The sequence below is a fragment of the Devosia sp. P3_B2 genome (assembly GCF_056402875.1).
On the sequence record NZ_JBFUGO010000004.1, the window covers coordinates 1 to 25,337 of the forward strand.

19 protein-coding genes are annotated in these 25,337 nt (G+C 63.6%); 15 read left to right on the forward strand and 4 right to left on the reverse strand.

Features of this window, described 5'->3' with window-relative positions:
* Window positions 1-580 precede the first annotated feature (580 nt).
* Window positions 581-1,795: a lytic murein transglycosylase gene (locus AC1DV8_RS07285; RefSeq protein WP_477156994.1), complete on the reverse strand. Its 1,215-nt coding sequence runs from the start codon at window positions 1,793-1,795 to the stop codon at window positions 581-583.
* Window positions 1,796-1,993: 198 nt separating this feature from the next.
* Here AC1DV8_RS07285 and AC1DV8_RS07290 point away from each other — a divergent pair, with 198 nt between their 5' ends.
* Both AC1DV8_RS07290 and AC1DV8_RS07295 read left to right on the forward strand, forming a co-directional pair.
* Window positions 1,994-3,007, forward strand: a complete 1,014-nt coding sequence (locus tag AC1DV8_RS07290; protein WP_477156995.1) for an arabinan endo-1,5-alpha-L-arabinosidase — start codon at window positions 1,994-1,996, stop codon at window positions 3,005-3,007.
* Window positions 2,991-4,010 (forward strand): hypothetical protein, encoded by a 1,020-nt coding sequence (locus AC1DV8_RS07295; RefSeq protein WP_477156996.1) that lies wholly within the window; start codon window positions 2,991-2,993, stop codon window positions 4,008-4,010. Before AC1DV8_RS07290 ends, AC1DV8_RS07295 begins: the two co-directional genes overlap by 17 nt.
* Here the strand turns inward: AC1DV8_RS07295 and AC1DV8_RS07300 are convergent.
* On the reverse strand, window positions 3,973-5,001 hold the full coding sequence (locus tag AC1DV8_RS07300) for a LacI family DNA-binding transcriptional regulator (protein WP_477156997.1): 1,029 nt from the start codon (window positions 4,999-5,001) through the stop codon (window positions 3,973-3,975). The genes AC1DV8_RS07295 and AC1DV8_RS07300 overlap by 38 nt on opposite strands.
* Window positions 5,002-5,157: 156 nt before the next feature.
* Between AC1DV8_RS07300 and AC1DV8_RS07305 the strand changes: the two genes are divergently transcribed.
* The 13 genes from AC1DV8_RS07305 to AC1DV8_RS07365 all read left to right on the forward strand — a co-directional run bounded on the left by AC1DV8_RS07305 (window position 5,158) and on the right by AC1DV8_RS07365 (window position 22,922).
* Window positions 5,158-7,902 carry a glycoside hydrolase family 2 protein gene (locus AC1DV8_RS07305; protein ID WP_477156998.1) on the forward strand — a complete coding sequence of 915 codons (2,745 nt, stop codon included), beginning with the start codon at window positions 5,158-5,160 and terminating at the stop codon, window positions 7,900-7,902.
* Between the two features lie 210 nt (window positions 7,903-8,112).
* Window positions 8,113-9,198: an ABC transporter ATP-binding protein gene (locus tag AC1DV8_RS07310; RefSeq protein WP_477156999.1), complete on the forward strand. Its 1,086-nt coding sequence runs from the start codon at window positions 8,113-8,115 to the stop codon at window positions 9,196-9,198.
* A 189-nt stretch (window positions 9,199-9,387) separates the two neighbouring features.
* Window positions 9,388-10,665: an ABC transporter substrate-binding protein gene (locus tag AC1DV8_RS07315; protein ID WP_477152087.1), complete on the forward strand. Its 1,278-nt coding sequence runs from the start codon at window positions 9,388-9,390 to the stop codon at window positions 10,663-10,665.
* A 69-nt stretch (window positions 10,666-10,734) separates the two neighbouring features.
* Window positions 10,735-11,661 carry a carbohydrate ABC transporter permease gene (locus AC1DV8_RS07320; RefSeq protein WP_477157000.1) on the forward strand — a complete coding sequence of 309 codons (927 nt, stop codon included), beginning with the start codon at window positions 10,735-10,737 and terminating at the stop codon, window positions 11,659-11,661.
* 62 nt (window positions 11,662-11,723) lie between these two features.
* Complete coding sequence (locus tag AC1DV8_RS07325; protein ID WP_477152097.1) at window positions 11,724-12,554, forward strand: carbohydrate ABC transporter permease; 831 nt, start codon at window positions 11,724-11,726, stop codon at window positions 12,552-12,554.
* Window positions 12,555-13,310: 756 nt separating this feature from the next.
* Window positions 13,311-15,107 carry an ABC transporter substrate-binding protein gene (locus AC1DV8_RS07330; protein WP_477152085.1) on the forward strand — a complete coding sequence of 599 codons (1,797 nt, stop codon included), beginning with the start codon at window positions 13,311-13,313 and terminating at the stop codon, window positions 15,105-15,107.
* Between the two features lie 71 nt (window positions 15,108-15,178).
* Window positions 15,179-16,177, forward strand: a complete 999-nt coding sequence (locus AC1DV8_RS07335; RefSeq protein ID WP_477152084.1) for an ABC transporter permease — start codon at window positions 15,179-15,181, stop codon at window positions 16,175-16,177.
* 11 nt (window positions 16,178-16,188) lie between these two features.
* Window positions 16,189-17,103 carry an ABC transporter permease gene (locus AC1DV8_RS07340; RefSeq protein ID WP_477152083.1) on the forward strand — a complete coding sequence of 305 codons (915 nt, stop codon included), beginning with the start codon at window positions 16,189-16,191 and terminating at the stop codon, window positions 17,101-17,103.
* 5 nt (window positions 17,104-17,108) lie between these two features.
* Window positions 17,109-18,128 carry an ABC transporter ATP-binding protein gene (locus AC1DV8_RS07345; RefSeq protein WP_477157001.1) on the forward strand — a complete coding sequence of 340 codons (1,020 nt, stop codon included), beginning with the start codon at window positions 17,109-17,111 and terminating at the stop codon, window positions 18,126-18,128.
* 3 nt (window positions 18,129-18,131) lie between these two features.
* Window positions 18,132-18,977, forward strand: coding sequence for an ABC transporter ATP-binding protein (locus tag AC1DV8_RS07350; RefSeq protein WP_477157002.1), 846 nt, complete (start codon window positions 18,132-18,134; stop codon window positions 18,975-18,977).
* A 157-nt stretch (window positions 18,978-19,134) separates the two neighbouring features.
* Complete coding sequence (locus AC1DV8_RS07355) at window positions 19,135-20,097, forward strand: mannonate dehydratase (RefSeq protein WP_477152080.1); 963 nt, start codon at window positions 19,135-19,137, stop codon at window positions 20,095-20,097.
* Window positions 20,098-20,109: 12 nt separating this feature from the next.
* Window positions 20,110-20,946 carry an NAD-dependent epimerase/dehydratase family protein gene (locus tag AC1DV8_RS07360; RefSeq protein WP_477157003.1) on the forward strand — a complete coding sequence of 279 codons (837 nt, stop codon included), beginning with the start codon at window positions 20,110-20,112 and terminating at the stop codon, window positions 20,944-20,946.
* A gap of 116 nt (window positions 20,947-21,062) precedes the next feature.
* Window positions 21,063-22,922 carry a glucose/sorbosone family PQQ-dependent dehydrogenase gene (locus AC1DV8_RS07365; RefSeq protein WP_477157004.1) on the forward strand — a complete coding sequence of 620 codons (1,860 nt, stop codon included), beginning with the start codon at window positions 21,063-21,065 and terminating at the stop codon, window positions 22,920-22,922.
* Between the two features lie 65 nt (window positions 22,923-22,987).
* Here the strand turns inward: AC1DV8_RS07365 and AC1DV8_RS07370 are convergent, their stop codons facing one another.
* Together AC1DV8_RS07370 and AC1DV8_RS07375 are read right to left on the reverse strand one after the other, a co-directional pair.
* Window positions 22,988-23,734: a Crp/Fnr family transcriptional regulator gene (locus AC1DV8_RS07370; protein ID WP_477152096.1), complete on the reverse strand. Its 747-nt coding sequence runs from the start codon at window positions 23,732-23,734 to the stop codon at window positions 22,988-22,990.
* Window positions 23,735-24,411: 677 nt separating this feature from the next.
* A complete protein-coding gene (locus AC1DV8_RS07375; RefSeq protein WP_477157005.1) occupies window positions 24,412-24,543 on the reverse strand; it encodes a hypothetical protein in 132 nt (43 codons plus the stop codon).
* Window positions 24,544-25,337: the final 794 nt, after the last annotated feature.

A 25,337-nucleotide genomic window follows, 5' to 3' on the forward strand; every position in this document is an offset into this window, starting at 1 on the left:
TCCGCTGCATCCGCTGCACCGAAGCGAGATCATGACGAGTGGTTGGTGCGGAGGAGACCGGGTGGGCTGCGGGTCGCTGCAGTTCAGGCGGAAACCATCACGGCAAGGACCGGTTCGCCGGTCAAGCCGCTATCACGCGAGGGTCGCTCGATGCGGAGTGGCCCAAGGAACGAAGCCTGGCACGCATGAGCCGGGCGGGAGCAAGGAAACGCGGTGCTGGCACTCCGGCCGCCGACTGAGCTGCCATCGTTCTTGCGATGCGGCAGGGGATGCGCCCCGGCACTGGTGGCATAGGCCCAAAACCCCGGCCGGCCGGCGAGGCGTGAGCCTCTTTCATTCGCGGACTACCGCTACGGGGCAAACGCCTCGCCGGTCCCGCTTCGTTCCCTACCGGGAACGGCTCTTTGAAACCTCCGAAGCCCACGGGCTGTCGGATGCATCAGCTTGCCTCGCGCCATCCCCACCACGGTGTCACCTGGGGAGGGAGACGATCGTATCGACGCCGGTGAAAGGGTCTCCGTCCCCCTTGTGGGGAGGGGACAGGGGTGGGGGTCAGCCCCCACCGGATGTGCGTTAAGTCCTAGCTCAGTGCGTTCAGCAAATTGCCCGACACGTGCCCATCCGGCAGCAGGCCGGCGCGCGTCTGCCAGTCGATCACCGCGGCGCGCGTCTTGGGGCCGATCTCGCCATCGGGCTTACCGATCTCGTAGCCCTTCTTGAGCAGCTTCGCCTGCACCTGCTTGCGACCGTCGGCGTTGAGCGCGGTGTCGTTCGGCCACGGCGTCATAAACCCCTTGCTGCCGATGATACGGTCGGCCAGGTGTCCGACTGCAAGGGCATAGCTGTCCGAGTTGTTGTAGCGCTTGATGACGCCGAAGTTCGGCAGCACGGCAAATACCGGGCCATTGCCACCCATCGGCATGTAGAGCTTGGCCGTGTCGCTGTCGCGCGGGAACGGTTTGCCGTTGGCGCGGGAGACGCCGACGCCGCGCCAGTCGCCCAGTGTCGCGGTGATCCCCTGCCAGACATTCTGGTAATTAAAGTCTCGCGCGAGCTTTACCTCGTAACCCCAGGTTTCACCTGGACGCCAGCCAAACGACTTCAAGTAGTTTGCGATCGACGCCTGCGCGTCTGGCACCGAGCCCCAGATGTCCTTGTGGCCATCGCCCTTGAAGTCGACCGCGTACTTCATGAAGCTCGACGGCATGAACTGCGGCAGGCCCATGGCGCCGGCCCACGAACCGACCATGTCCTTGGCGCGCACATGCCCGCCCTCGAGGATTTCGAGCGCTGTGATCAGTTCACCGCCGAAATAATCGGAGCGGTAGCCGCCATAGTCGAGCGTAGCCAACGCGTGCACCGTGTTGGTGCCGCCCAGGAATCCGCCGAAATTAGTCTCGATGCCCCAGATGGCGAGGATGATCTCGCCCTGCACCCCGTAGCGCTCGCTGACCGCCGCAAGCGTTTTGGCCCACTCGCCGCGCATATCGTGGCCGGTACCGATCCGCGCGTCGGTGACGCGCTTGCCGACATAGTCTGCCGCGGTGGAGACGAATTCCGGCTGCTTCTGGCTAAGCTCAAGCACCGAGCCGATCGGCTTGAAATCGCCCATCGCGACGTCGAACACGTGCTTCGAAACGCCCCGCGCCTTGGCCCGTCGCCACACGCCGTCGACAAAGCCATCAACGCTGGCAAAGGCCGGCGTGAACGCCGACGAAGCGATCAGCGCGGCAGCGCCGATACCGAAACTGCGACGGGAAACAGAGAATTCGATCGGCTTGTTTACGCGGTACATGAAAGCGCCTCTGCACAAGAGGGCGACCCGGAATAACGCTGGGCCGGTCTGCCGGCACAGATAGCCGACGGTTTCCATCCATTCTCCGCAACGAAATTAAGATCGCGTTACCTACGTGATCCCGATTGCGTGATCGGTTGACACAGGCAGTCGATCCGTCGGATGCCTGCCCCCCTTTCATCGCGTCGGAGGAGTGCGATGTTTCGATCGATTGCGGTGGCCGCGCTTGCGCTGAGCCTCGCCGCCACCCCCGTGCTGGCCGCCGGAGTCTTGGCGCAAGAACTGCAGCCGACGCTCACCGGCGACGTGAAGATCCATGACCCCAGCGTCATCGAGGTCGACGGTAAGTTCGTCGCCTTCCAGACCGGGCAGGAAGGCGGCATCTATCGAGGCGCCATCCGCGCCAAGACCTCGCCGGACGGCATCGCCTGGACCGATGCCGGCTCGATCGGCAAGGGCGTTCCGAAGTGGGAGCGGAAAGAACTCGGCTACCAGTCGCCCAACATCTGGGCCCCGTCGGTCAGCAAGCACGGCGACACCTGGAACCTCTACTACTCGGTGTCCTCCTTCGGCATCAACACCAGCGCCATCGGCCTGATGACCAACGCCGCGCTCGACCCCCAACAGCCCGGCGAAGGCTGGGAGGATCAGGGCCTCGTGCTGAAGTCCAACGGCAAGGACAACTGGAACGCCATCGACCCCTGGCGCATCGACCTCGCAGACGGCCGCGCCTTCCTCGCCTTCGGCTCGTTCTGGGACGGCATCAAGATGCGCGAACTGGATCCGGCAACCGGCAAGCTCCTCGCCGACGACACCCCGACCTACGACCTCGCCTCGCGGCAAGGCGCCGGCATCGAGGCGAACAGCATCCTCGAGCACGGGGGCCGGTTCTACCTGTTCGTCTCGTTCGACCAATGCTGCAAGGGCGTCAGCAGCACCTACAACATGCGCGTCGGGCGCGCCGACGCGGTGACCGGTCCGTATCTCGATCGCGACGGCAAGCCGATGCTCCAAGGCGGCGGCACGCTGCTTCAGGGCAAGACCGGCCGCTTCATCGGCCCCGGCGGACAGGAAGCGATCGTGACGTCAAAGGGCGAAATGCTCGCCTACCACTATTACGACGGCGACGACTTCGGAGTGTCCAAGCTCCAGCTCTCGCCGCTCCGATGGACCCCAGACGGTTGGCCCGAACTCGATGCCCTCCCCGAATAACCGCGCCGCCGACCTCGACCTGCTGAAGACCCTGCTGGTCGTGGGCATGATCGGCGCCCACGTCATCCAGCTCATTACCTTCCGGGCCAAGCCCGAGGCGGCGATCTTCGCCGAGTACTTCAACCTCGTGACGTTCTCGGGCTTCCTCTTCGCCTTCGGCATCGGGCTCGGTCTGCCCAAGCCGGAAGGACGGCACCGCAGCCTGTGGTCGCGGCTCCGTCCGCCGCTGCTGTTGCTGCTGGCGGTCTGTGCCTCGTCGTTCGCCTTCGCGCTGCTGGTCGATCGCAAGCACCTCGACGTGCAGCTGATCATCGACGTCGTCACCATGCAGCGGCTGTTCGGCTGGAGCGAGTTCCTCGCGACGTTCTTCGTGCTGTCGCTGCTGACGCTGGTCGCCCGCCCTGCCCTGTTGGCGATCGGCCGCACCCCGTGGCTGCTGCTGGTGGCGACGATGGCGTGCCTCGCGACCACGTTCGTGACCACCGGCGCGATCTTCCCGCTGCTGCCGACCGTCGTCGGCCACACCGGCTTCGCCAATTTCCCGCTGCTGCCCTACTTGCCGTGGTTCCTGCTCGGCATCTGGTACGGCAGCCACCCGGTGCGGGCCTGGCACTTCGTGCCGGCGCTGGCGATCACCGGCTACCTTTACTGGGTGACGATCCAGACCGGGCAGTTCCCCAACCGTTTCCCGCCAACGATCCTGTGGATCGGCGGCCCGGCAGCGATCCTCCTCGCCTACCTCGCGCTCTGTCGGCTGATCGCGTCGCGGGTCAACATCGCCGCTGCCCTGCTGACGCCGGGCCGGCACGTGCTGAGCTTCCTGGTGCTGTCGAACATCGCCTTCTTCGCCACCCGCTACTTCATGGGCAAACCGGTCCGCTCGACGCTGATCGCTGCCTTGGTGACGCTGGCGGTGGTCGTTGTGCTATCGGCAGGCTGGTACGCCTGGGAGACCCTGCGGCGAGCTACTCGGCAGCAGCCCGAACCGGCACCGGCCCGATAGAGCCGCGGCTGATCAGCGGGCACTCGATCTTCACCCGTCGCGGCGACGCAGCGGGCAATTGCTCGTCGAGCAGCGTGCCTACGGCCCAGCGCGCCATTTCCTCGTGCGGCAGCACCACCGTCGACAGCGGCGGGTCCATGTAGACGCTGGTGTCCTCGTCGTCGAAGCCGACGATCGACATGTCGTCCGGAACACGTAGCCCGCGGACGCGCAACGCATCATAGGCGCCGACCGCCATGCGGTCGTTAAAGGCGAAGATCGCGGTGGGCGGATTGGGCATGTCGAGCAGCCGCGCTGTCAGGTCGCGACCGCCATGGATGGTCCAGCCGCCGCGCATGATCAGGTCCTCGTCGACCGGCACATCCCACGAGGCCAGCGCCTGGCGATAGCCGCGCTCGCGGTCATCGGCAGCCTCGATCCAGCTTTCGCCGGCGAGATGGGCGATACGGCGATGACCGGCCTTCAGCAGCGCCTCCGTGGCAGCATAGCCGCCGGTGACGTCGGCCGGCACCACCGACGGGTAATAGCGCTTCTTGTCGTAGCAGTTGAGCAGCACGGTCGGCACGTCGCGTAGCCGCTCGGGCACCTCAACCTCCCGGGTGACGAGGCTGGCGTAGAGCACGCCGATGATCTGGTTGCTCAGCAGCATATCGAGCGCCAGCGTCTCGAGCTTGGGGTCGGCGCGGGTCGAGAAGGTGGCGACCACCACGTCCTGCAGCGCCGCTTCCTCCCGGGCGCCCTCGATGAACGGCGTCGCGAACGGCGTGGTGGTGACCTCGTCGAGAAGCAGCCCGATGACCCGCGTCTTGTTCTCGGGCACGTGGTGCTGCGGTCCCTTGCGATAGCCCAGCGCCTCGGCCGCTTCGATGACCCGAGCGCGCGTCGCGTCTGCCACACGCGCATTCGGCACCCGGTTCAGCACAAGCGAAACCGTGGCCTGCGAGACCCCCGCCCGCTCACCGATCTCGATCATGGTCGGCCGCTTCGCCACCGCTTCCCCCAACGTGTTCAAAGCGCAGCATTATCAGGCCGCGCGCCCTGTGTGCAACTCGGTTGCTAAACTCATTAGCAACCGGAACGCTTGCCAGACAGGCTGAAAGCCGCTAGCCATAGCAAAACTGCTAATAATATTATCTGGGAGGACTGCATGATCGGCGAGACTACGGCCACCAGGGCTGGTGCAAACGCACGCGAGGAGATCTCACTCGACGGCGCGTGGCGCTTCCGGCTCGATGGCCATGGCGACTGGCGCAATGCGACGGTCCCCGGCCCCTGGCAGGCCGAATTCGCCGACCTCCGCCACTCCACCGGCAAGGCGATCTACGCCCGCCAGCTGTCCATCCCGGCCGCCTGGCACGGCCGCGAGATCGCCGTCCGCTTCGGCGCCGTAAACTACTTCTCGGAAGTCCGCCTCAATGGCCGTGTCCTCGGCACGCATGAGGGCGGTTACCTGCCCTTCGAGTTCGTGATCCCGGCCGGCACGCCGGCGGAAAGCGCCCTCGAAGTGCACGTCACACTGCCGAGCGGCGACGCCGAGGCCTATCCCGACTACCCGTTCGGCGAGATCCCGCACGGCAAGCAGAGCTGGTACGGCCCGCTCGGCGGCATCTGGCAGTCGGTGAAACTGCTGGCGCGCGACAAGCGGCACGTCTCGCACGTGGCGATCGACGCCAACCCCGATAGCGGCGAAGTCGCGCTGGCGCTGACCCTCTCGGCCGCCGCGGCCGGTGCAACGGTTCGCGCCACGGTTGGCAGCGTTTCCGCCGAGACCACCGGCACAACGCTGAAGCTGAAGCTCGCCTCGCCCGCCCTCTGGTCGACCGAGAAGCCGAACCTCCATTCGCTCAAGCTTGAACTGATCGCCGGCGGCGAAGTGGTCGACACCACCTCGCACAGCTTCGGCTTCCGCAAGATCGAGACCCGCGACGGCAAGTTCTTCCTCAACGGCCAGCCGCTCTACCTGCGTGGCGCGCTCGACCAGGACTACTATCCGGACGGTATCTGCACCCCGCCCTCGCTCGAATTCCTCGAGGACCAGCTCAAGAAGGCCAAGCATCTCGGCCTCAACCTGCTGCGCGTCCACATCAAGGTGCCGGACCCGCGCTACTACGAAGTCGCCGACCGGCTCGGCGTGCTGATCTGGACCGAAGTCCCCAATGTCCAGTACTTCAGCGCCGCCGCCGCGCAGCGCATGCGCGACACCCTGGCCGGCATCATCGAGCGCGACGGCAATCATCCCTCGATCATCGCCTGGACCATCATCAACGAGGACTGGGGCACCCGGCTGATCGAGAACGCCGATCACCGCCAGTGGCTCAAGGACACCTATGACTGGCTGAAAGCCAGGGATCCGCGCCGCCTCGTCGTCGACAATTCGGCCTGCATCCCGAACTTCCACGTCAAGACCGACATCAACGACTACCACTACTACCGCTCGGTCCCCGAGCGCCGCGCCGAGTGGGAGAAGCTGACCGAGGAGTTCGCCGGCGCTGCCGACTGGACCTGGACGCCGTATGGCGACGGCGAGCGCCGCGGCGACGAGCCGCTGGTGGTCTCCGAGTTCGGCGTGTGGGGTCTGCCCCACCCGGACCAGGTGAAGACTCCCGCCGGTGACGAGCCATGGTGGGCCGAGACCGGCGGCAACTGGGGTGACGGCGCGGCCTATCCGCACGGCATCCAGAACCGCTTCGCCACCTACCATCTCGACAAGGTGTTCGGCAGCTTCGGCGACTTCATCACCGACGTGCAGTGGTACCAGTTCGCCAATCTCAAATACGAGATCGAGTCGATGCGCGCTCACGCGCCGATTCAGGGCTACGTCATCACCGAGATGACCGACGTGCATTGGGAGGCCAACGGCCTGCTCGACATCAACCGCAACCCGCGCGCTTTCCACGACCGCTTCGCCGAGATCAACAACGACACGGTGATCGTGCCGCAGCTAGCTCATCACGCGGTCACCTCGGGCGGCAGTATCTCGCTGAGCCTCAAGGTCGCGACCGGCGGCAAGGCGGTACCATCTGGCGCGACGCTGACCTGGTCGGTCGACGGTGCGGGCGGCAAGCTGGGCGTCCCCGCGACTGAAGGGCTGGCGGTCGCCGACCTCGGCACCACCGCGATCACGCTTGGCGGTGACGCCCGTGTCGCAACCATCGCGCTGAAGCTCGAAGCCGGCAGCCAGCTGCTGGCAAAGAACGAGATCCAGGTCTCGGTCTATGCCAAGCGCGCGGCCGGTCCGGCAAAGATCGCCCCGGCCGACCCCGAACTCGCGGCTTTCGCCAAGGGCCTCGGATACACGGTGAGTTCGGATGCGGCCTCGGCCGACTTGGTGCTCACCCATGCCCTGGGCGAGGAGGACATCGAGGCCATGCGCCAAGGCGCCCGCTATCTCGTCCTCGCCGATGGTTCGGTCGACACCCACCGCAACCTCCGCACCGACCCGCCCCGCGCCGAGCCGCCGACCATGCCGGCGAGCAAGGAGCGGACACGTCATCTCGGCTCGGAAACCCAACTCCCCAACATCGGGCTGGTTCTCCGCGACGGCACGCTGTGGCGCGGCGACTGGATCGCCAACTTCTCGTGGATCAAGCGCACCGGCGCTTTCGCCGCCCTGCCCGGCGGTCCGCTGCTCGATGTGTCGTTCGATCGCGTCGTGCCGCACCACGTGCTGACCGGCTTCCGCTCGTGGGAATACGAGGGGCTGATCGATGCTGGCGTGGTCATCGGCTGGATCAACAAGCCGGCCGCGACCATTGCCCGCCGCCGGGTCGGCAGGGGCGGGCTCGTGGTCACCACGTTCCGCCTCACCAACGACACGCCGGGCACAGATCCGGTGGCTGCGGCACTATTCGACGGCCTTGTCACCACGACGGCAAATCTGGAGATCGACTGATCAGAAACTGAATCAGCTTTTCGGGTAGGAAACATGGGAAACACGCCACACGGCATGCATGTCGATCTCTAACTAGCTGTAACTAAAGCACAATTTTCCACTTTCTTTTGATACAGGATTGACAATATTGTCAGCCGCAATAGCATCAGCGCCGGCTCGTGAGATCCCCAAGGGACACGCGGGCCGGAGACGACCCGGGAGGAACACGACTTGGCCGATATCACGCTCGTAAACGTCAGCAAGCACTTCGGACAGGTGCGCGTCATCGAGAACGTCTCGATGACCATCGAGTCCGGTGAGTTCATGGTCTTCCTTGGCCCTTCGGGCTGCGGCAAGTCCACGCTGCTGCGGATGATCGCGGGCCTCGAGGATATCGACGGCGGCGAAATCCACATCGGCGACAAGCGCGTCGACGAGCTGCCGCCCGCTGAGCGCGGCGTCGCCATGGTGTTCCAGAACTACGCGCTCTACCCGCACATGACGGTGCGCGACAACATGTCCTTCGGCCTGCAGAACATCCGCACGCCCAAGGAAGAAATCGCCAGGCGCGTCGCTGCCGCGGCAAAGACCCTCGAGCTCGAGCACCTGATCGACCGCAAGCCCGGCCAGCTCTCCGGCGGCCAGCGCCAGCGCGTCGCCATCGGCCGCGCCATCGTGCGCGAGCCCAAGGCCTTCCTGTTCGACGAACCGCTCTCGAACCTCGACGCGGGCCTCCGCGCCCGCACCCGCATCGAATTTGCTCAACTGCATCAACGCATGAAGACCACCATGATCTTCGTGACGCACGACCAGATCGAAGCCATGACCTTGGCCGACCGCATCGTGGTGATGAACAATCGCAAGATCGAGCAGATCGGCACGCCGATGGAGATCTACACCCGGCCGGCCTCGCGCTTCGTCGCCGCGTTCGTCGGCTCACCCTCGATGAACTTCCTGCCGGTGCAGCAGATCTCGGATCGCGACGGCAAGGCGCTGGTGAAGCTCCCCGACAACTCCGAGATCCAGACCAACATTGCCACCGCGCGGTTGCCCAATGACGGCCAGCTCACCCTGGGCATCCGTCCGGAGTCTGTGCGGGTGACCTCAGAGGGTGCCGTGTCGGGCAAATCCGATGTGATCGAGCGGCTCGGCGAACGCACCCTCGCCTACGTACGGCTGGCGGACAATTCAGTCGTGATCGCCGAGGACGAGGGGATCTCCAAGCTCAATGTCGGCGATCAGTTGAAGCTTAGTTTCGACGGCTCTGCGGCTCACCTGTTCGACGCCCGCGACGTCGCCTACAGCGCGGCCGGCTAGGAGCAACCCGCCGAGGGGAAAACACGCCCTTCCGAACCTGAATTCCTGATCCATATCATCAGATAGGTCAGCAATAATGTCCCGAACGGTCGCCACTGCTCAATGCGTCTGGCCACGGGACAGGACCGGTCCGCACCGATCCACGCCATGACTACGCATGGAGCTAACCCGATGGGAGGAAATGTAATTATGAAGTCGTTTTTGAAGATGGCACTGCTGTCGACGGCCCTGCTGGTGCCGGGCGTCGCGCAGGCTCAGGAAGTCGTCACCTGGTGGGACTTCCTCGGCGGCGGCGACGGCGTCCGCATGAAGGCGCTGATCGAGAAGTTCAACGCCGAGAACGCCGGCAAGATCGAAATCCAGGGCACGACCCTCGAGTGGGGCACCCCCTTCTACACCAAGGTCCAGACCTCGGCCGCCATCGGCGAAGGTCCCGACGTGATGACCTATCACCTGTCGCGCCTGCCGCTCGGCGTGTCCTCGGGTGCGCTCAGCGAAATCACCCCGGACGAGATCGCGGCAGCTGGTCTTTCGGGCTCGGACTACGCGGAATCGAACTGGAAGGCCGCCCAGGTTGATGGCAAGCAGTACGCCATCCCGTTCGATATCCATTCGATTGTCCTCTACTACAACAAGGACATGCTGAAGGCCGCGGGCCTGCTCGGCGATGACGGCCTGCCCAAGGGCCTCGACGGCGTCGACAACTTCAAGGCAGCGCTGCAGAAGCTCAAGGACGGCGGCGCCGAGTACGGCGTGTCGATCCACTCGGCTGCCGGCGATAGCCAGTGGCGCATTTTCTACTCGCTGCTCGGCCAGCAGGATGGCAAGTTCCTCGACGACCAGGGCCAGTTCCTGTCGGGCGACAACCTCGACAAGGCCGTGAAGGCCACCACCGTGGTTGCCGACTGGGTGAAGGACGGTCTCGCGCCGGCCGCCACCGAATACCCCGCTTCGATCGCGCTGTTCACCGGCGGCAAGGCGGCCATGCACATCAATGGTGTGTGGGAAGTCCCGACCATGACCGATCTCGCGGCCAAGGGCGAACTGTTCGACTGGGGCGCCATCGCGCTCCCCACCTTCTTCGATCACCCGGCTACCTGGGCTGACTCCCACGCCTTCGCCATTCCCAATCGCGTCGGCAATGAAGTCTCGCCCGAGAAGCGCGCCGCCGTCATGCAGGTCATCGCCTGGATGAACAAGAACTCCCTCGCCTGGGCCGACGCCGGCCACATCCCGGCCTACTCGCCGGTCCGCAACAGCGAAGAGTTCAAGACCAAGCAGCCGAACGCGACCTACTCGATCCTGGCCGACACTGCCGTGTTCGATCCGTCGTCGGTGCTCGCAGGCGTGGCCTCCCCGGTCTACGACGCTGCCGGCAACTACCTGATGCCCGCCGTCAACGGCGAGATCGATCCGCAGTCCGCCATGGAACAGATGCGCGACGATCTGCAGGGTCAGGTGGAGTAATTCCGACCCGGCCGGCGCTCTCCCGGGCGCCGGCCGGACTTCTTATGACTGGCAGGGAGGCCAGAACCAATGTCAGCCGATGCCGCCACCGAAGCCGCAATACCGCTGCCTGCGCGCAAGAAACGCTTCAACCGCTCCGAGGTGCTGGCGGCACTGATCTTCGTTCTGCCCTTCGTCATCGTCTACGCCGTGCTGTTCATCTACCCCACGCTGCAGATGATCTGGCTCAGCTTCCAGAAGGCGCCCCTGATCGGGCCGGGCACCTTCATCGGCTTCGACAACTACGCCAAGCTGTTCAAGGACAAGCTGTTCGGCGTGGCCTTCTGGAACACGGTCTATTTCGTGACCCTCACGGTCATTCCCGCGACCCTCACCGCCCTGGCAATCGCCGTCGGCGTCAACAGGCTCAAGGGCTGGATGCAGTCGGTGATCCTCGCCTGCTTCTTCATCCCCTACATCCTGCCGGTCTCGGTGGTGTTCCGCGTCTGGGGTTGGATGTTTGATAGCCAGTTCGGCGTCCTGCAGCCGCTGATCGCGCTGTTCGTCGGCGAGAACGTGCCGGTGTTCCGCACGTTGCCGCTGTTCATGCCGACGGTCGCATTCATCACCGTGTGGTGGACCATCGGCTTCAACATCCTGCTGTTCATTGCCGGGTTGCGGAACATCTCGCCTGAGATTTACGAGGCGGCCGCGCTCGACGGCACCTCGAAATGGCGCCAGTTCACCCGCATCACCTGGCCGCTCATCTGGCCGGTCACCGTGCTGGTGCTAACCATCCAGTTGATCGCCCAGTTCAAGATCTTCGACCAGGTCTATCTGTTCGGCAATGGCGGCCGTTCGGACGCCACCATGGGCCTGGTGCAGCTGATCTATCGCAGCGCCTTCCAGAAGAACAACGGCGGCTACGGTGCCACCGTCGCGGTGGTCTTGTTCCTCATCATCGTCGTCTTCTCCGTGCTGCAGTTCCAAATGCTCCGTGCCCGAGGTGAGAAATGAGCTCCGTCGCGACCCCGGCCGCCGGCGAAATCGCCGGCATGAGCCCGCGCAAGCGGCGCATCATCAGGACGATGGACATCCTCGGATTAGTTGCCACGATCATCACGGTGCTCGGCGCCATATTCTGGGCCTTCCCGCTCTACTGGGCGGTGATCACGACGCTGAAGGTCGAAAATGACATCGTGCAGCCGGGCATCGAGCTCTGGCCCAAGCGCTTCACGCTCGACGCCTATACGCACGTGCTGTTCAACACAAAGATCGGCACCTGGTACATCAACTCGCTGGTCACCGCCGTATCGGTGACGGTACTCGTGGTGATGATGTCGGCGCTCGCTGGCTATGCCATCAGCCAGCTGAAGTTCCCGGGCCGCCGCATCCTGTGGTGGATCATCCTGGCCAGCTTCATGATCCCCATCCCGGCGCTTATCGTGAACCACTTCGTGCTGATCAGCCAATTCAAGCTGTTCAACACCTGGCTCGGCGTGATCCTGCCGCAGCTGGTCTACGGGCCGGTGACTGTCATCATCTACAAGCAGTTCTTCGACTCGGTGCCCAAAGAGCTGCGCGAGGCGGCCAAGATCGACAACGCCAACGAATTCCAGATGTTCTTCAAGCTCTATCTGCCGATGAACTGGGGCATCACGACCGCGCTGGCGATCATCACCTTTATCGGCGCCTGGAACCAGTTCCTGTGGCCGTTCCTCGCCGTCACCGATGAGAAGATGATGAACGTGACGGTCGGCATCACCCAGGTCACCGATGCCTTTGGCGTCAAGTATGCCCGCGACCTCGGCAGCGCCATCCTCGCCGGCCTGCCGGTGGCGATCGTCTACCTGATCTTCCAACGCAAGGTCACCGAGGCAATCATGCTGTCGGCCGGCATCAAGGGCTGACCCAGCCTTTGTGTACGGGTTTCGAGCGGGCGTGGAGGCAATGCTTCCATGCCCGCTTCGCTTTCGCCCATCCCGATGGTCGAACCGCGTCGCTCGATGCATGGCCCGCCGAGCGATCGCACATTATTTCTGTCGTTTGGTACACAAGCTTGCCAAGGCGAAAAAACCCCGTACATTCAAAGCGGTTCGATTTGTGAACCCGGATTTATCGCCAAGCGCCTGCTCCGACTACCATTCCAGCTGTTGACTCCACCTACTCTCGCGTCTAACGCTTGGGAATATCGGGAGAAATAGCCGGGCCGCTCTGGAGGGAGTGACCGCGCTTTGGTGGGGGAGACGCCAAGCCACATGCCGCAGGGCAAGATCTGAACTGTCCGATGGGCGGTACAAGCAAAGCGCAGTGTAGCGTAGCGGCTGTCTGACGAAAGTCAGGCAATCGATGGTCTATGACGTGCCGTTTCCGATGGGGACTCGGCACAGACAGCCAAGCTCGTATGGCCCGGGTTCGATCTTCAGCAGAGATCGGACGAACATGAGATCCCTGCCGTGCATACATGCAGATCAAGGCGCTGAGGTTTCAGCCCCCAGAACTGCGGCGAGGCTGAACCGTCCCTCCCGAGAAGTGATCGCAGGATAACAAGATTATCTTGGGGAGGTGTGGGGCGTTACCGGGGTCAATGGGACCCACAATTTCAAACATTTGTCGCCTCAAGGCGACGTTCAGCTTTCGTCGACAGTCAAGGGAGACTCTGTCACATGGTCAAACGTAGAATAGTAACAGCGGCACTGCTGGCGCTCGGCGTCATGGCGACGCCGCTGGCAGCGATGGCTCAGAGCCCGCTTGCCGCAACCGCGCCCAAGGAAATCGCTCCGGCGACCCCGCTCGCCGACGTGCCGCGCAACCAGACCGTCGTTCTCGGCTGGGGCGTTGCGCTGTCGTCGCCGATCGGCGTCACCAACCCCTGGGCCCTGCCCGGCTACACCCACCAGGAAGGCAATGCCTTCATGTGGGAGCCGCTGATGTACTTCGCCATCTTCAAGGGCGAGTACGTGCCGTGGCTGGCCGACAGCATGGAATACACCGACGACACCTTCACGGCGCTCGAGATCAAGCTCAACAAGGACGCCAAGTGGAGCGACGGCACCCCGGTGACGTCAGCGGACGTGAAGTTCACGTTCGACGGCCAGCTGAACAACAGCAAGCTGCCCTACAACGCCCACTTCACCCAGTTCGTCGAATCCACCGAAGCGGTCGATCCGCTGACCGTGCTGGTGAAGTTCAAGGCCCCGGCCCCGCGCTTCAAGTTCGAAGTGCTGACCGAAAAGTTCGATACCGGTATCCCGATCGTCCCGGCCGCGTACCTCTCGTCCAAGCCGGACGTGAACATGGAACCCGGCTCGATCGATATCCCGCACTCGGGTCCGTATGACCTGAAGGCGTGGAACGCCAACCAGAAGATCTTCGACTACCGTCCGGACTGGTGGGCCGTGAAGGCCGGCCGTATCGCCGAGCCGGCGGTCAAGCGCGTCATCATCGCCAACATCACCGGCGTCTCGATGGACACCGTCGCCCAGCGCGTCGTGAACAACGAGTTCGACTCCGCCCTCGACATGCGTTCCTCGGTTATCGGCAACATCCTTGCCCAGAACCCGGAAATCACCACGCACACCGGTTCGGAATCGCCGTTCGGGTACCTCGACTGGTGGCCGAACTCGCTCTGGATGAACACCCAGATCGAGCCGTATAGCGACCCGCGCGTCCGTCACGCGATCAACCGTGCCATCAACCGCGATGTCATCAACGACATCCTGTACGACGGCGCCCAGATCGCGACGATCTATCCGTTCCCGCTCTACCCGAACCTGCAGGCCTTTGCTGACTCGCCCGCCGTCAAGGCGCTCGAGGCTCAGTATGAGCCGCGCAAGTTCGACCTCGACGAGAGCGCCAAGCTCATGACCGAAGCAGGGTTCACCCTGAACGGCGACGGGCTGTGGGAGAAGGACGGCAAGACCGTCAACGCCACGATCCAGGGCTTTGAAGGCATCCATAGCGACATCGTCCCGATCCTGGTCGAGATGCTGCGCACGGCTGGCTTCGACGCCGCGATTAACTTCGGCCCCGACTCCTACCAGAACATGGCAGACGGCAAGGAAGGCCTCTACATGTTCGGCCACGGCGCATCCCTGTTCGACCCGTTCGAGGCCCTGAACCTCTTCCACGGCAAGTACAGCGAGGCCATCGGCACCTCGGCGGGCAACAACCGGTTCTCGCGCTACAAGAACCCGGAATACGACGAGATCCTCGACTCGATCGCTCCGCTGTCGTCCGACGATCCGAAGTTCCAGGAAGGCGCCGCCAAGGCTCTGGGCATCTACTGGCGCGACCAGATCGACGTTCCGATCATCCAGTGGCTGCACCGCATCGCCTACAACCAGCACTACTGGAAGAATTGGCCGACCGCCGCGAACCCCGCAATGGGCACCAATGGCGCGTTCTGGGCCCACACCGGCATGCTGGTGATCGCCTCGCTGCAGCCGACTGGCGCGCAGTAACCTCACGTAGCGAAATCGGAGTGCGCGTCCGCGCGCACTCCTCCAAACGTCACCGTGCCGGAGTTGACCGAGTGAACTTCAAGCTGATTGCCAAGCGCCTCTCCTTCCTGGTTCTGGTCATCTGGGCCGCATCCACGATCGTGTTCTTCATCCCTCGGCTCTCGCCGCGAAACGCCATCCGCGAACGGTTCGCCGAACTGGCGCGTTCCGGCGGTTTCTCGCCGGGCGATATCGAGAAGCTCATCGCCAACATGAACCAGCAGTTCGGCCTCGATAAGCCGCTGCTTGAGCAGTACTGGACCTACCTCGGCAACATCGTCCGGATGGATTTCGGCTACTCTCTGAACCGCTATCCCGCAACGGTCACCGACATCATCAGCCAGGCCCTGCCCTGGACCTTCGGCTTGCTGCTGGTCACCACCATTCTCAGTTTCATTATCGGCAACCTGCTCGGCGCCGTCTCGGCCTGGCCCAAGGCGCCCAACTGGCTGCGCTCGATCGCCACCCCGTTCGTGCTGCTCACTGGCGTGCCGCCGGTCATCATGGGCGTGTTGCTGCTGTTCTTCATCGGCTTCCGTCTGAAGCTCCTGCCGCTGGGCGGCGCCTATTCGATCGGCGTCGTGCCGAACTGGTCCTGGTCGTTCGCCTTCGACCTGCTCCAGCATCAGTTGCTACCAGGCCTCGCGCTTATCCTCGGCTCGGTCGGTGGCTGGGTGCTGTCGATGCGAGGCATGGGTGTAACGATCCAGGGCGAGGACTACGTCAACTTCGCCGAGCACAAAGGACTGACCGGCGGGCGCATCTTCCGCGACTACTATCTGCGCAACACCCTGCTGCCGCAGGTCACTGGCCTCGCACTGGCGCTCGGCACCGTCGTTACCTCGGCCATTGTCGTGGAAGGCATCTTCGGCCTGCCCGGCCTCGGCACAGTGCTGCAAAACGCGATCAAATCGAACGACTTCCCGACCATCTACGGGATCGTGCTGTTCATCACCATCGCCATCGCGGTGCTGATGGCAGTGCTTGAGTTCATCTATCCGCTGCTCGACCCGCGCGTGCGCAACCAGTAGGAACCGGAAAATTGACGACCGTTACCGCAACCTCGCCGGCGACCGCAGAAACCTCGATGGAGCAGCCCAACGGGCTCACCCTGTTCCTGCGATACCTGCGCCGGAACAAGGGATTGGCCGTAGGCCTGCTCATCCTGCTCGGCCTGATCCTGTTCACCGTGATCGGCTTCATGGTGATCAACCCGAAGCACGCTTACCCGCTTTCAGTGGCTACCAAGAAGCCGCCCAGCTGGCAGTACCCGTTCGGCACTGACTTCTTCGGCCGTAACCTGTTCGCGGCAATGGTCGTCGGCATGTGGCAAACCGCCATCATCGGCGTGCTTGCCGGCGGGCTCGGCACCTTGATCGGCGTCGTCCTCGGTTTCACCTCGGCCTATTTCGGCGGCTGGATCGACTCCACCGTCCGTACTATCTGCCAGATCCTCACGCCTATCCCGGTGCTGCTGATCCAGGTGGTAGTGGCCGGTTCGCTCGACAAGCGCGACGTCACCATCATCACCATGGCGCTGATCGTCGTGATGCTTGCGTGGATGGGACCAACGCTGGTCATTCGAGCCCAGGTGCTGACCATGAAGGAGCGACAGTTCGTATCCGTCGCCAAGCTCTCTGGCGTCAGCGACGTCGGCATCATCTTCAAGGAAATCCTGCCCAACCTGTTGCCATTCATCGCCGCGGCCTTCGTCGGCCAGGTGTTTGCCGCCGTGTTCGCGTCGTTCTACCTCGCCGTGCTCGGCCTCGGCCCACTGCGCGAGCCGCTGCTCGGCAACATCATCTGGGCCGCCCAGCTGCAGGGCGCTTTCTTCAACGGCTGGTGGTGGTGGCCGATCGCCCCGTCGGTCGCGATGATCCTGATCCTTGGCTCGCTCGCCCTCATCAACATGGGCCTCGACGAACTGGCCAATCCGCGCGTGCGCAAGACGGAGTGATGACTATGAACCTTGCAACCACGGAAACCGTAGCGGGGCGCAGCGGCACGGCTACGGCGACCAGCCCGATCCTGCGCGTCGAAGACCTCGTCGTCACCTACTACACCGACCTCGGCCGGGCCCGCGCCCTCGACAATGTCAGCTTCACTCTCGAGGCCGGCACGAAGATGGGCATGGTCGGCGAGTCCGGCTCGGGCAAGTCGACGCTTGCCCTCGCCATGATGCGCATGATCAAGCCCCCCGGGCGGATCGAAGGCGGCCACGTCTGGGTGGGCGGCACAGACCTCCAGTCCCTGAACGATGAAGGCATGCGTAAAGCCCGCCTCTCGAAGATCGCCTACATCCCGCAGGGCGCCATGAACTCGCTCAATCCGGTCACCCGGATCGGTGAGCAGATGGTGGACGCCATCAAGTCCCACCTGTCCGGTGAGAGCCGCCAGGCGATCAACGACCGCTGCGTCTGGGCGCTGAAATCGGTGGATCTCGATCCCGGCGTCTTCCACATGTACGCCCACGAACTGTCGGGCGGCATGAAGCAGCGCGTCTGCATCGCCATCGGCATCCTGCTGCGCCCCGAAGTGATCATTGCCGACGAGCCGACCAGCGCGCTCGACGTAGTCACCCAGCGGCAGGTGATGGAAACCATCGACAAGGTGCAGGACGAGATCGGCGCCGCCGTCATCCTGATCGGTCACGACATGGGCCTTATGGCCCAGACCATGGACCGGGTCGCGGTGATGTATGCCGGCCGCCTTGTCGAGGTGGCGACGGTGCGCGAGATGTTCACCGACCCCAAGCACCCCTACTCGCAGGCGCTGATTTCCAGCCTGCCCACGCTCGACAACCGCGGCAAGTTCCAGGGCATTCCGGGACTTGCGCCGTCACTGCACCGGCTGCCCAGCGGCTGCGCCTTCCACCCGCGCTGCCCCTATGCATCCGATCGCTCCCGCAAGGAGAAACCCAAGGTAAACGTGCTTCCGGGAGGACGTCTCGTCGCCTGCAATCTGTATGACGAGGAGACCTGATCCGTGGCCAACCTTCTGGAAATCCGCAACGTCACCAAGGTCTACCAGCGCGGCCTGCTGAGCTCGCACGCCAAAGTCGCGTTGAAGGAGTTCTCGCTGACGCTGAAGGAAGATGAGCCGACCATCCTGACGGTCGCCGGCGAGTCGGGCAGCGGCAAGACGACCCTCGCTATGCTGCTGCTGGGTTTCATCACCCCAACAACCGGCGAAATCCTCTATCGCGGCAAGAACATCACCACGCTGCGCGGCAAGGAACGCCTGGCATACCGGCGCGAAGTGCAGGCGGTGTTCCAGGACCCGTTCGCGGTGTTCAACCCGTTCTACACCGTCGATCACCTGCTGACCGTGCCGATCAGGCAGTTCAAGCTGGCCAAGTCCGGTCGCGATGCGCGAGCCAAGATGGACGAGGCGCTCAACACCGTGGGCCTTCGACCTGAGGACGTGCTCGGCCGCTTCCCGCACCAGCTCTCGGGCGGCCAGCGGCAACGCATCAACGTTGCGCGCGCCCTGCTGCTGAAGCCCCGGCTGCTGATCGCCGACGAGCCGGTGTCGATGGTGGACGCTTCGCTGCGCGCCAACATCCTCGAGTCGCTGAGAAACCTGCACCGCGACCATGGTGTGACGATCATCTACATCACGCACGACCTGACCACGGCCTATCACGTCGCCAACTCGATCACCGTGCTGTATCGCGGCGATGTGGTGGAGAAGGGTGACGTCGAGAGCGTGATCCGCGATCCGCAGCATGCCTATACGCAGTTGCTGGTCGACTCTATCCCCTGGCCCAACCTTGACCAGAAATGGGGTCAGCGCCGCGACTTGACCCCCGAAAAGGTACTGGGCAGCTGAGCCGGAACAGCGAGGCTCCCGGCCTGATCGGAGACCATCCAAAAGCCCAGGCGACAGGCCCCGCGGGGCCGTGTTCACTCTGTCCGCCGCCTGCATTGTTTTAGCCCTATTGCCGGCCGTTGTTACCCTCGCCTCGCCTTCAAGGACCTTATGCGCCATGCTCGAGATTGCCGAATTCATTAATCCCACGCCCTCGCCGCTCTGGAAGCTGGCCAAGCAAGCCGGTGTGGACCTGGCGGTCGCCGGTCTGCCGTTCGATACTCTGCAGGCAGGCGAACGCGTCTCGAGCCTATCGGCGCTGCAGCGCATGAAGGACGTCTACACCGAGGGTGGCTTCGACATCCGCGTCATCGAGTCCCGCCCCCCGCTGAACCTGGCCAAGCGCGGGCTCGAAGGCCGCGACGCCGAAATCGACGTGGTCTGCGAGCTGCTCACCAACATGGGCAAGCTCGGCATCCCGGTGTGGTGCTACGAGTGGATGACCGACTTCAACTGGGTTCGCACCAACATGGCGACACCCTCGCGCGGCGGATCGGTGGTCACCAGCTTCAACGTCGACGACGTACCGGACAACCTCACCTCCAATCCGCCGATCAGCGAGGAAAAGCTCTGGGAGACCCTCGAGTACTTCCTGCGCCGCGTGCTGCCGGTGGCCGAGAAGGCCGGCGTGAAGCTCTCGATGCACCCGGATGATCCGCCGATCACCCCGATCAAGGGCGTGAGCCGCATCATGCGCACGATCCCGAACTACCAGCGGCTCATCGACATGCTGCCGTCGGACTACAACACCATCACCATGTGCCAGGGCAACTTTACCCTGATGACCGACGACCTGCCGCGCGAGATCAGGAAGTTCGGCAAGAAGATCAGCTTTGTGCACTTCCGCGATGTAAAAGGCATCCCGACCAGGTTCGAGGAAACCTGGCATGACGCGGGCAAGACCGACATGCTGGCCACCATGCGCGCCTACAGGGACATCGGTTTCAGCGGCGTGCTACGCCCCGATCACGTGCCGACGGTCGAAGGCGACAGCAACGAACACGCCGGCTACTCGTCGTTTGGCCGCCTCTACGCCATTGGCTACATCCGCGGCCTGCATCAGGCCGTCTACGCCAGCTAAGGAATTCCGATCATGAAGATCGCACTCACCGGGTCGTCCGGCGGCATCGGCCGCGCCATCATCGTCGAAGCCGCCAAGCAGGGCCACACTCTCGTCTGCATCGACCGTGTCGCCGCGCCCGAAACCGAGGAAGCCAGCAAGCTGCACTTCATCCAGGCCGACATGAGCGAATATGACAAGCTCGTCGAAGCCTTCGCCGGCTGCGATGCGGTCATCCACATGGCAGCCATCCCCTCTCCCGGCCGTCATCCTGACCACATCGTCCACAACAATAACGTCGTGGGCAGCTACAACGTGCTGCGCGCCGCGGCCGAGCACAGCATCAAACGCGTCTGCCAGGCCTCTAGCGTCAACGCGATCGGCCACTCCTATAGCCGCAACCCGCGCTACGACTATCTGCCGCTCGACGAAGAGCACCCGAACTACACCGAGGACCCGTATAGCCTCTCGAAGTGGATCTGCGAGCAGCAGGCCGATACCTTCGTGCGCCGCTACGAGGACATGCGCATCGCCAGCATGCGCTTTCACTGGGTGGTGCCGGAGCGCGAGCTCGCGGCCCGTAGCTTCACTGCCAACAGCACTCCTGTCGACGCCGCCAAGCACCTGTTCGCCTACACCCGCTTCGACGCCGCGGCGCGCGCCTGCCTCCTCAGCCTCACCGCCGATTTCCACGGCCACGAGGTGTTCTACATCGTCGGCCCCGACACCACAGTTGACGTGCCGAGCCTCGAACTGGCCGCCAAGCACTTCCCGAACATCCCCATCAAGGGCGACCTCAGCGGCTTCCGCAGTTTCTTCAACTCGACCAAGGCCGAGCGGCTGCTCGGCTGGAAGCACGACTTGTCATAACTCCGTGTCTGGCGATTAACGCTCGCTAGACGCTGTCCTCGATACTGCTTGCTGAAACCCGGAACCAACCCGCCCGCCGCGGGTTGGACCGTCGGTCCACCCCCTGGAGGAACGCCATGAGACTCTCTGCAACGTTCGCCCTGGCCACCGTACTTTTGGGCACGGCTGTCCCGGTCTTCGCACAAGATGCACCGGACTCTGCGGTGGTGGGCACCAAGCAGTTCGAAATGAAGGAGCTCACCAACGGGCTCGAGGGTCCGTGGGAGATCACCTGGGGACCGGACAACTGGCTGTGGGTGACCGAACGCACCGGTGGCAAGATCACCCGCGTCAATCCGGCTGACGGCACCAAGCAAGTCGCGATCGATATCGAGGAAGTCTCGGCTCCCGGCGGACAGGACGGCCTGCTCGGCCTGGCGCTTGATCCGGGCCTGCTGAAGGATACCGGCAACGACTACGTCTACACCGCCTACAGCTACGTCGATAAGTCGCTCGGCGGCATCCCCTGGGTAACGGATCAGTTCAGCCCGTATCACGACCTCTGGGTCAAGATCGTCCGTCTGAGCTACGACAAGGCGACCGGCAAGCTGTCCGACCCGGTGGACCTCATCACGGGCATGCCCGGCAAGAACGACCACAATTCCGGGCGCCTGAAGTTCGGCCCCGATAGCAAGCTCTACTACACCATCGGCGATGGCGGTAAGAACCAGCTCGGCAACTGGTGCATTCCCATTGAGGCGCAACGCCTGCCCACCGCCGACGAAGTGGGCGGCAAGAACTGGATCGCCTACCAGGGCAAATCGCTGCGCCTCAACCTCGATGGCTCGATCCCCGACGACAATCCGGAGCTCGATGGTGTGAAGAGCCACGTCTTCACCTACGGCCATCGCAACATGCAAGGCATCGACTTCGGCCCCGACGGCACGCTCTATGCGTCGGAGCAAGGTCCCAAGACCGACGATGAGGTGAATGTCCTCGTCGCGGGCGGCAATTATGGCTGGCCGCATGTCGCCGGCTTCAAGGACGACAAGGCCTATCAGTACGCCCGCTGGGCCAATGCAACGACGCCCTGCGCGCAGTTGACCTTCAGCGACATCACCATCGATCCGTCGGTGCCGGTCGAGGATGAAACCAGCTGGACCGGCGAACAGCAGGATCCTGTCGCGACCCTCTTCACCGTTCCCAGCGACTGGGACTTCACTGATCCCGCCTGCGGCGGCATCGACTTCATCTGCTGGCCGACCGTCGCCGCTTCCAGCATGCAGGCCTACTTCCCGGCTGCAGGCGAAGGCATCCCCGGCTGGGAGAACTCGCTTTTGGTTACCACACTGAAGCGCGGCTCGATCTATCGGGTTCCGCTCGCCGCGGACGGCAAGACGGCCGCCGGCCCCATCGAGCGCTACTTCCAATCTGAGAACCGCCTGCGTGACATGGCGATCAGCCCCGACATGAAGACCTTGTACGTCGCGACCGACGTCAGCGGCCTCGTCGGCACTATGGACGGCGGCGCCGGCACCACGCTGCAGAACCCCGGCGCCATCCTCGTCTACACCTACACTGGCGAAGGCGATGGCACGGCCGCGACTAGCACGACTAAGGAGGCCCCGGCGGCAGGGGCGGCGGCCGCAACGCCCGCATCCGGCAACCCGGTGACTTTCACCACCGAACAGGCCGCACGCGGCAAGACCGCCTACGACGCCAACTGCGTTTCGTGCCACGGCCCCGATCTGGTGAGCGCCAACTATGGACCGCCTCTTGCCGGCGAGTATTTCGCGGGCAAGTGGATCGGCCAGACCGCCGCCGCGCTCTACACCCATACGCACGATCGCATGCCGCCCTCGCGCGCCGGCCAGCTAGGCGACCAGACCTACGCCGATCTCGTCGCCTATATCCTCCAGGTCAACGGTCTCGCCGCCGGTGACACTGAACTGCCCCCGGATGTGGCCAAGCTTGAGACCATGGTCATCGCCAAGTAGCAGGCGTCTGATCCGAAAACGAAAAAGGGGCCGACGGGCCCCTTTCATTTGGCGGTGCTCCTGGCTCAGAAGCCGACCTTGCGGTGCTGCCGCGGCTCGTCGCTATCGAGATCCGACCCGAATTGGCCGAGCAGCGTCTGGTATTCCTTCTCCGCCAGGCCATAGGCGCCGTTGGTGAACTGCGCCAGGCCCGCCCTATCGACGATGGCCACAACGCCGCGCATGGTACGGATGAGGCCCCGCGCCTCGAGATCCTGCAATGCCCGGGTCACGCCGGCCCGGCGTACCGCCAGCATGACGGCGAGAAACTCGTGGGTGATCTGAAACGACTCGCCAAGGCGGTCGCCGACCATCAGCAGCCAGCGAGCCACCCGCTGCTCCAGCAGCAACCGGCCATTGGCCGATGCCGTCGAGGCGACCTGGACGGAGAACGCCTGGGCGTACCGCATGAAGAGCTGGTGCAGCGATGGGCTATCGGCAAGTGCCGCACGCAGGTTCTCCGGCTCGACCCGCACCGCAGTGCCACCGCCCTGGACGAACGTGCTGAACGGCGTCGTCTCGACCCCATGCACCACCGACAGTCCGGTCATACCCTCAGGACCAATGAGCCCGACTTCGATGATCCCGCCATCGGCATCGTCGGCGACGACCGAGGCAAAACCGCGCTCGATGAAGTAGATCGAGTCGACGCTGCGGTTGGCCACCTCGAGGGCGTTGTGCGGAGCCAACTCGATGCGCTTCATCGGCCCCAGCAACTCCAGGTCATGCTCGGACAGGCGCGACAGCAGGCCATTCTCGAATTGCGGGGACATGAAAGACAAGCGTCACGCTCCTACTGGAGCGGCGCGCCCGGTAACTGTTGTTTCCCTGTTCAGGGCCGGCGTAAACGCGCCGCAACTGCCATGGGCTACCGCTCATGCCAAATATCAATGTCCAAGTGAAGCTGCGCCCCCCGCAGATTCCCTTGCGCTATAAAACGCGCCCATTGGGGCCGTTGATCAAGCGCGGGCGGCATTCTGCCACCGTCTACCGCCACCGACGATATGCCTGAAAGCTAACAGGTTTTCCCTGCAATACGATCAGCACACAATCATATACTTCGCCAAACGGTACGAAACCGCACAATTCACCGTCGATATTGTGGCAACGACTAAAGTTACATCACGTAGCGGGGTTGATCAAGGCGACATTCAGGTCGCTCGGCCATTGAAGCACCACTCGATAGGTCAAAGCGAGGCTGACAGCCAGATTGTGACAGAAGTAAGAGTAGCTGCGACATATCGATTCGAGCCGTCGAAATAACGGTGAAACTCCCGCTTTCGTAGGCATGTCAGTAACGGCACGACGTTGCAGTCCGTTTCTTGCGAAGCTGCCGCTTAACCATTCGCTAACGCTGCGCTGTTTCTGCCACGAAGCACGGACCGGGCGCTGAGCAGCGCCGTTGCGGTCATACCGCGCAGTGAGTTGTTACGCATCGGTTGCCGGGAGGTCACGCGGTTGTGGGTGTCTGGCCCGTCACCTCGTGCAGGTGCAGGCAGAGCTGCTGCTGTGCCTTCACCGGTGCCACCATGGCCCCGACCGCGAGTAGCGCGATCACACCGAGTGCCACCATCATCAGCATTGAGGGCATTCCAAGGTCCTTTCATCGCTCACAAACGTCGGCCTGTGACGCCTCGAACTGCCGATAGCCCAGCGGCCTCCAGCGAGATCGCAGAACTGGCCGGTGAACTTGGCACACAAGAACATATCCGCTGCTCGGCGTTGCCGCCTGCCGCGAAAACCTGCGAGGGGCTGAGGAGACGACCATCCGGACGGCAGGGCCTCCGCCCGGATGGTCCGTCGACCGCTTGCTGCTTCCAACCGAGGGCTGTGTCGGTCTGTGGTGGCCTTGGGGGCTCGCGAGTCAGCGATGGGGAGCCACCTGGGAGCATCATGCCGTTGGTCGAACCGGACGAAGCCAAGGCCTCACATCTCAACTTCATCCGACCTTATCGACACTATGCTCAAGTACTAATGAAACTCAGAATGGACGATAGTTATTTAGAACCGTTGTTCAATCAATTTTAATGGCCGTCGGTACGATAGCGAACTGCAACCTTCCAAGCAACAAGTCCCAGTCGAGCGAACTAAGCTTGAGAGCTCTGTTTGCGGCAAAACTGACGCGCGACGAGATCGATATCAATAAAAACGGGAAGCCCATCCGTCACACGCCTGGTCGCGGCGGGTAAAGTGAACGCCGCGAAGCCACAGCGAATGGAGAGGGGAGGAGGGAGCTCCACTCGTCAGCAGCCTCGCAGCGCTCCACCAATGCCCGGTGATCACCCGGACTTGGGATACCGCGACTTGCGGCTTCTGCGGCCATGGCGGGGATCGGGGTTCAACAGCGCCGGAGCAATGGCCTCGGCACGGATCGAA

Bases quoted from the DNA above. Each gene is read 5' to 3' on its own strand.
- AC1DV8_RS07285 (WP_477156994.1), bottom strand. From the start codon at position 1,795: ATGTACCGCGTAAACAAGCCGATCGAATTCTCTGTTTCCCGTCGCAGT.
- AC1DV8_RS07290 (WP_477156995.1), top strand. From the start codon at position 1,994: ATGTTTCGATCGATTGCGGTGGCCGCGCTTGCGCTGAGCCTCGCCGCC.
- AC1DV8_RS07295 (WP_477156996.1), top strand. From the start codon at position 2,991: ATGCCCTCCCCGAATAACCGCGCCGCCGACCTCGACCTGCTGAAGACC.
- AC1DV8_RS07305 (WP_477156998.1), top strand. From the start codon at position 5,158: ATGATCGGCGAGACTACGGCCACCAGGGCTGGTGCAAACGCACGCGAG.
- AC1DV8_RS07315 (WP_477152087.1), top strand. From the start codon at position 9,388: ATGAAGTCGTTTTTGAAGATGGCACTGCTGTCGACGGCCCTGCTGGTG.
- AC1DV8_RS07320 (WP_477157000.1), top strand. From the start codon at position 10,735: ATGTCAGCCGATGCCGCCACCGAAGCCGCAATACCGCTGCCTGCGCGC.
- AC1DV8_RS07330 (WP_477152085.1), top strand. From the start codon at position 13,311: ATGGTCAAACGTAGAATAGTAACAGCGGCACTGCTGGCGCTCGGCGTC.
- AC1DV8_RS07345 (WP_477157001.1), top strand. From the start codon at position 17,109: ATGAACCTTGCAACCACGGAAACCGTAGCGGGGCGCAGCGGCACGGCT.
- AC1DV8_RS07355 (WP_477152080.1), top strand. From the start codon at position 19,135: ATGCTCGAGATTGCCGAATTCATTAATCCCACGCCCTCGCCGCTCTGG.
- AC1DV8_RS07360 (WP_477157003.1), top strand. From the start codon at position 20,110: ATGAAGATCGCACTCACCGGGTCGTCCGGCGGCATCGGCCGCGCCATC.
- AC1DV8_RS07365 (WP_477157004.1), top strand. From the start codon at position 21,063: ATGAGACTCTCTGCAACGTTCGCCCTGGCCACCGTACTTTTGGGCACG.
- AC1DV8_RS07370 (WP_477152096.1), bottom strand. From the start codon at position 23,734: ATGTCCCCGCAATTCGAGAATGGCCTGCTGTCGCGCCTGTCCGAGCAT.
- AC1DV8_RS07375 (WP_477157005.1), bottom strand. From the start codon at position 24,543: ATGCTGATGATGGTGGCACTCGGTGTGATCGCGCTACTCGCGGTCGGG.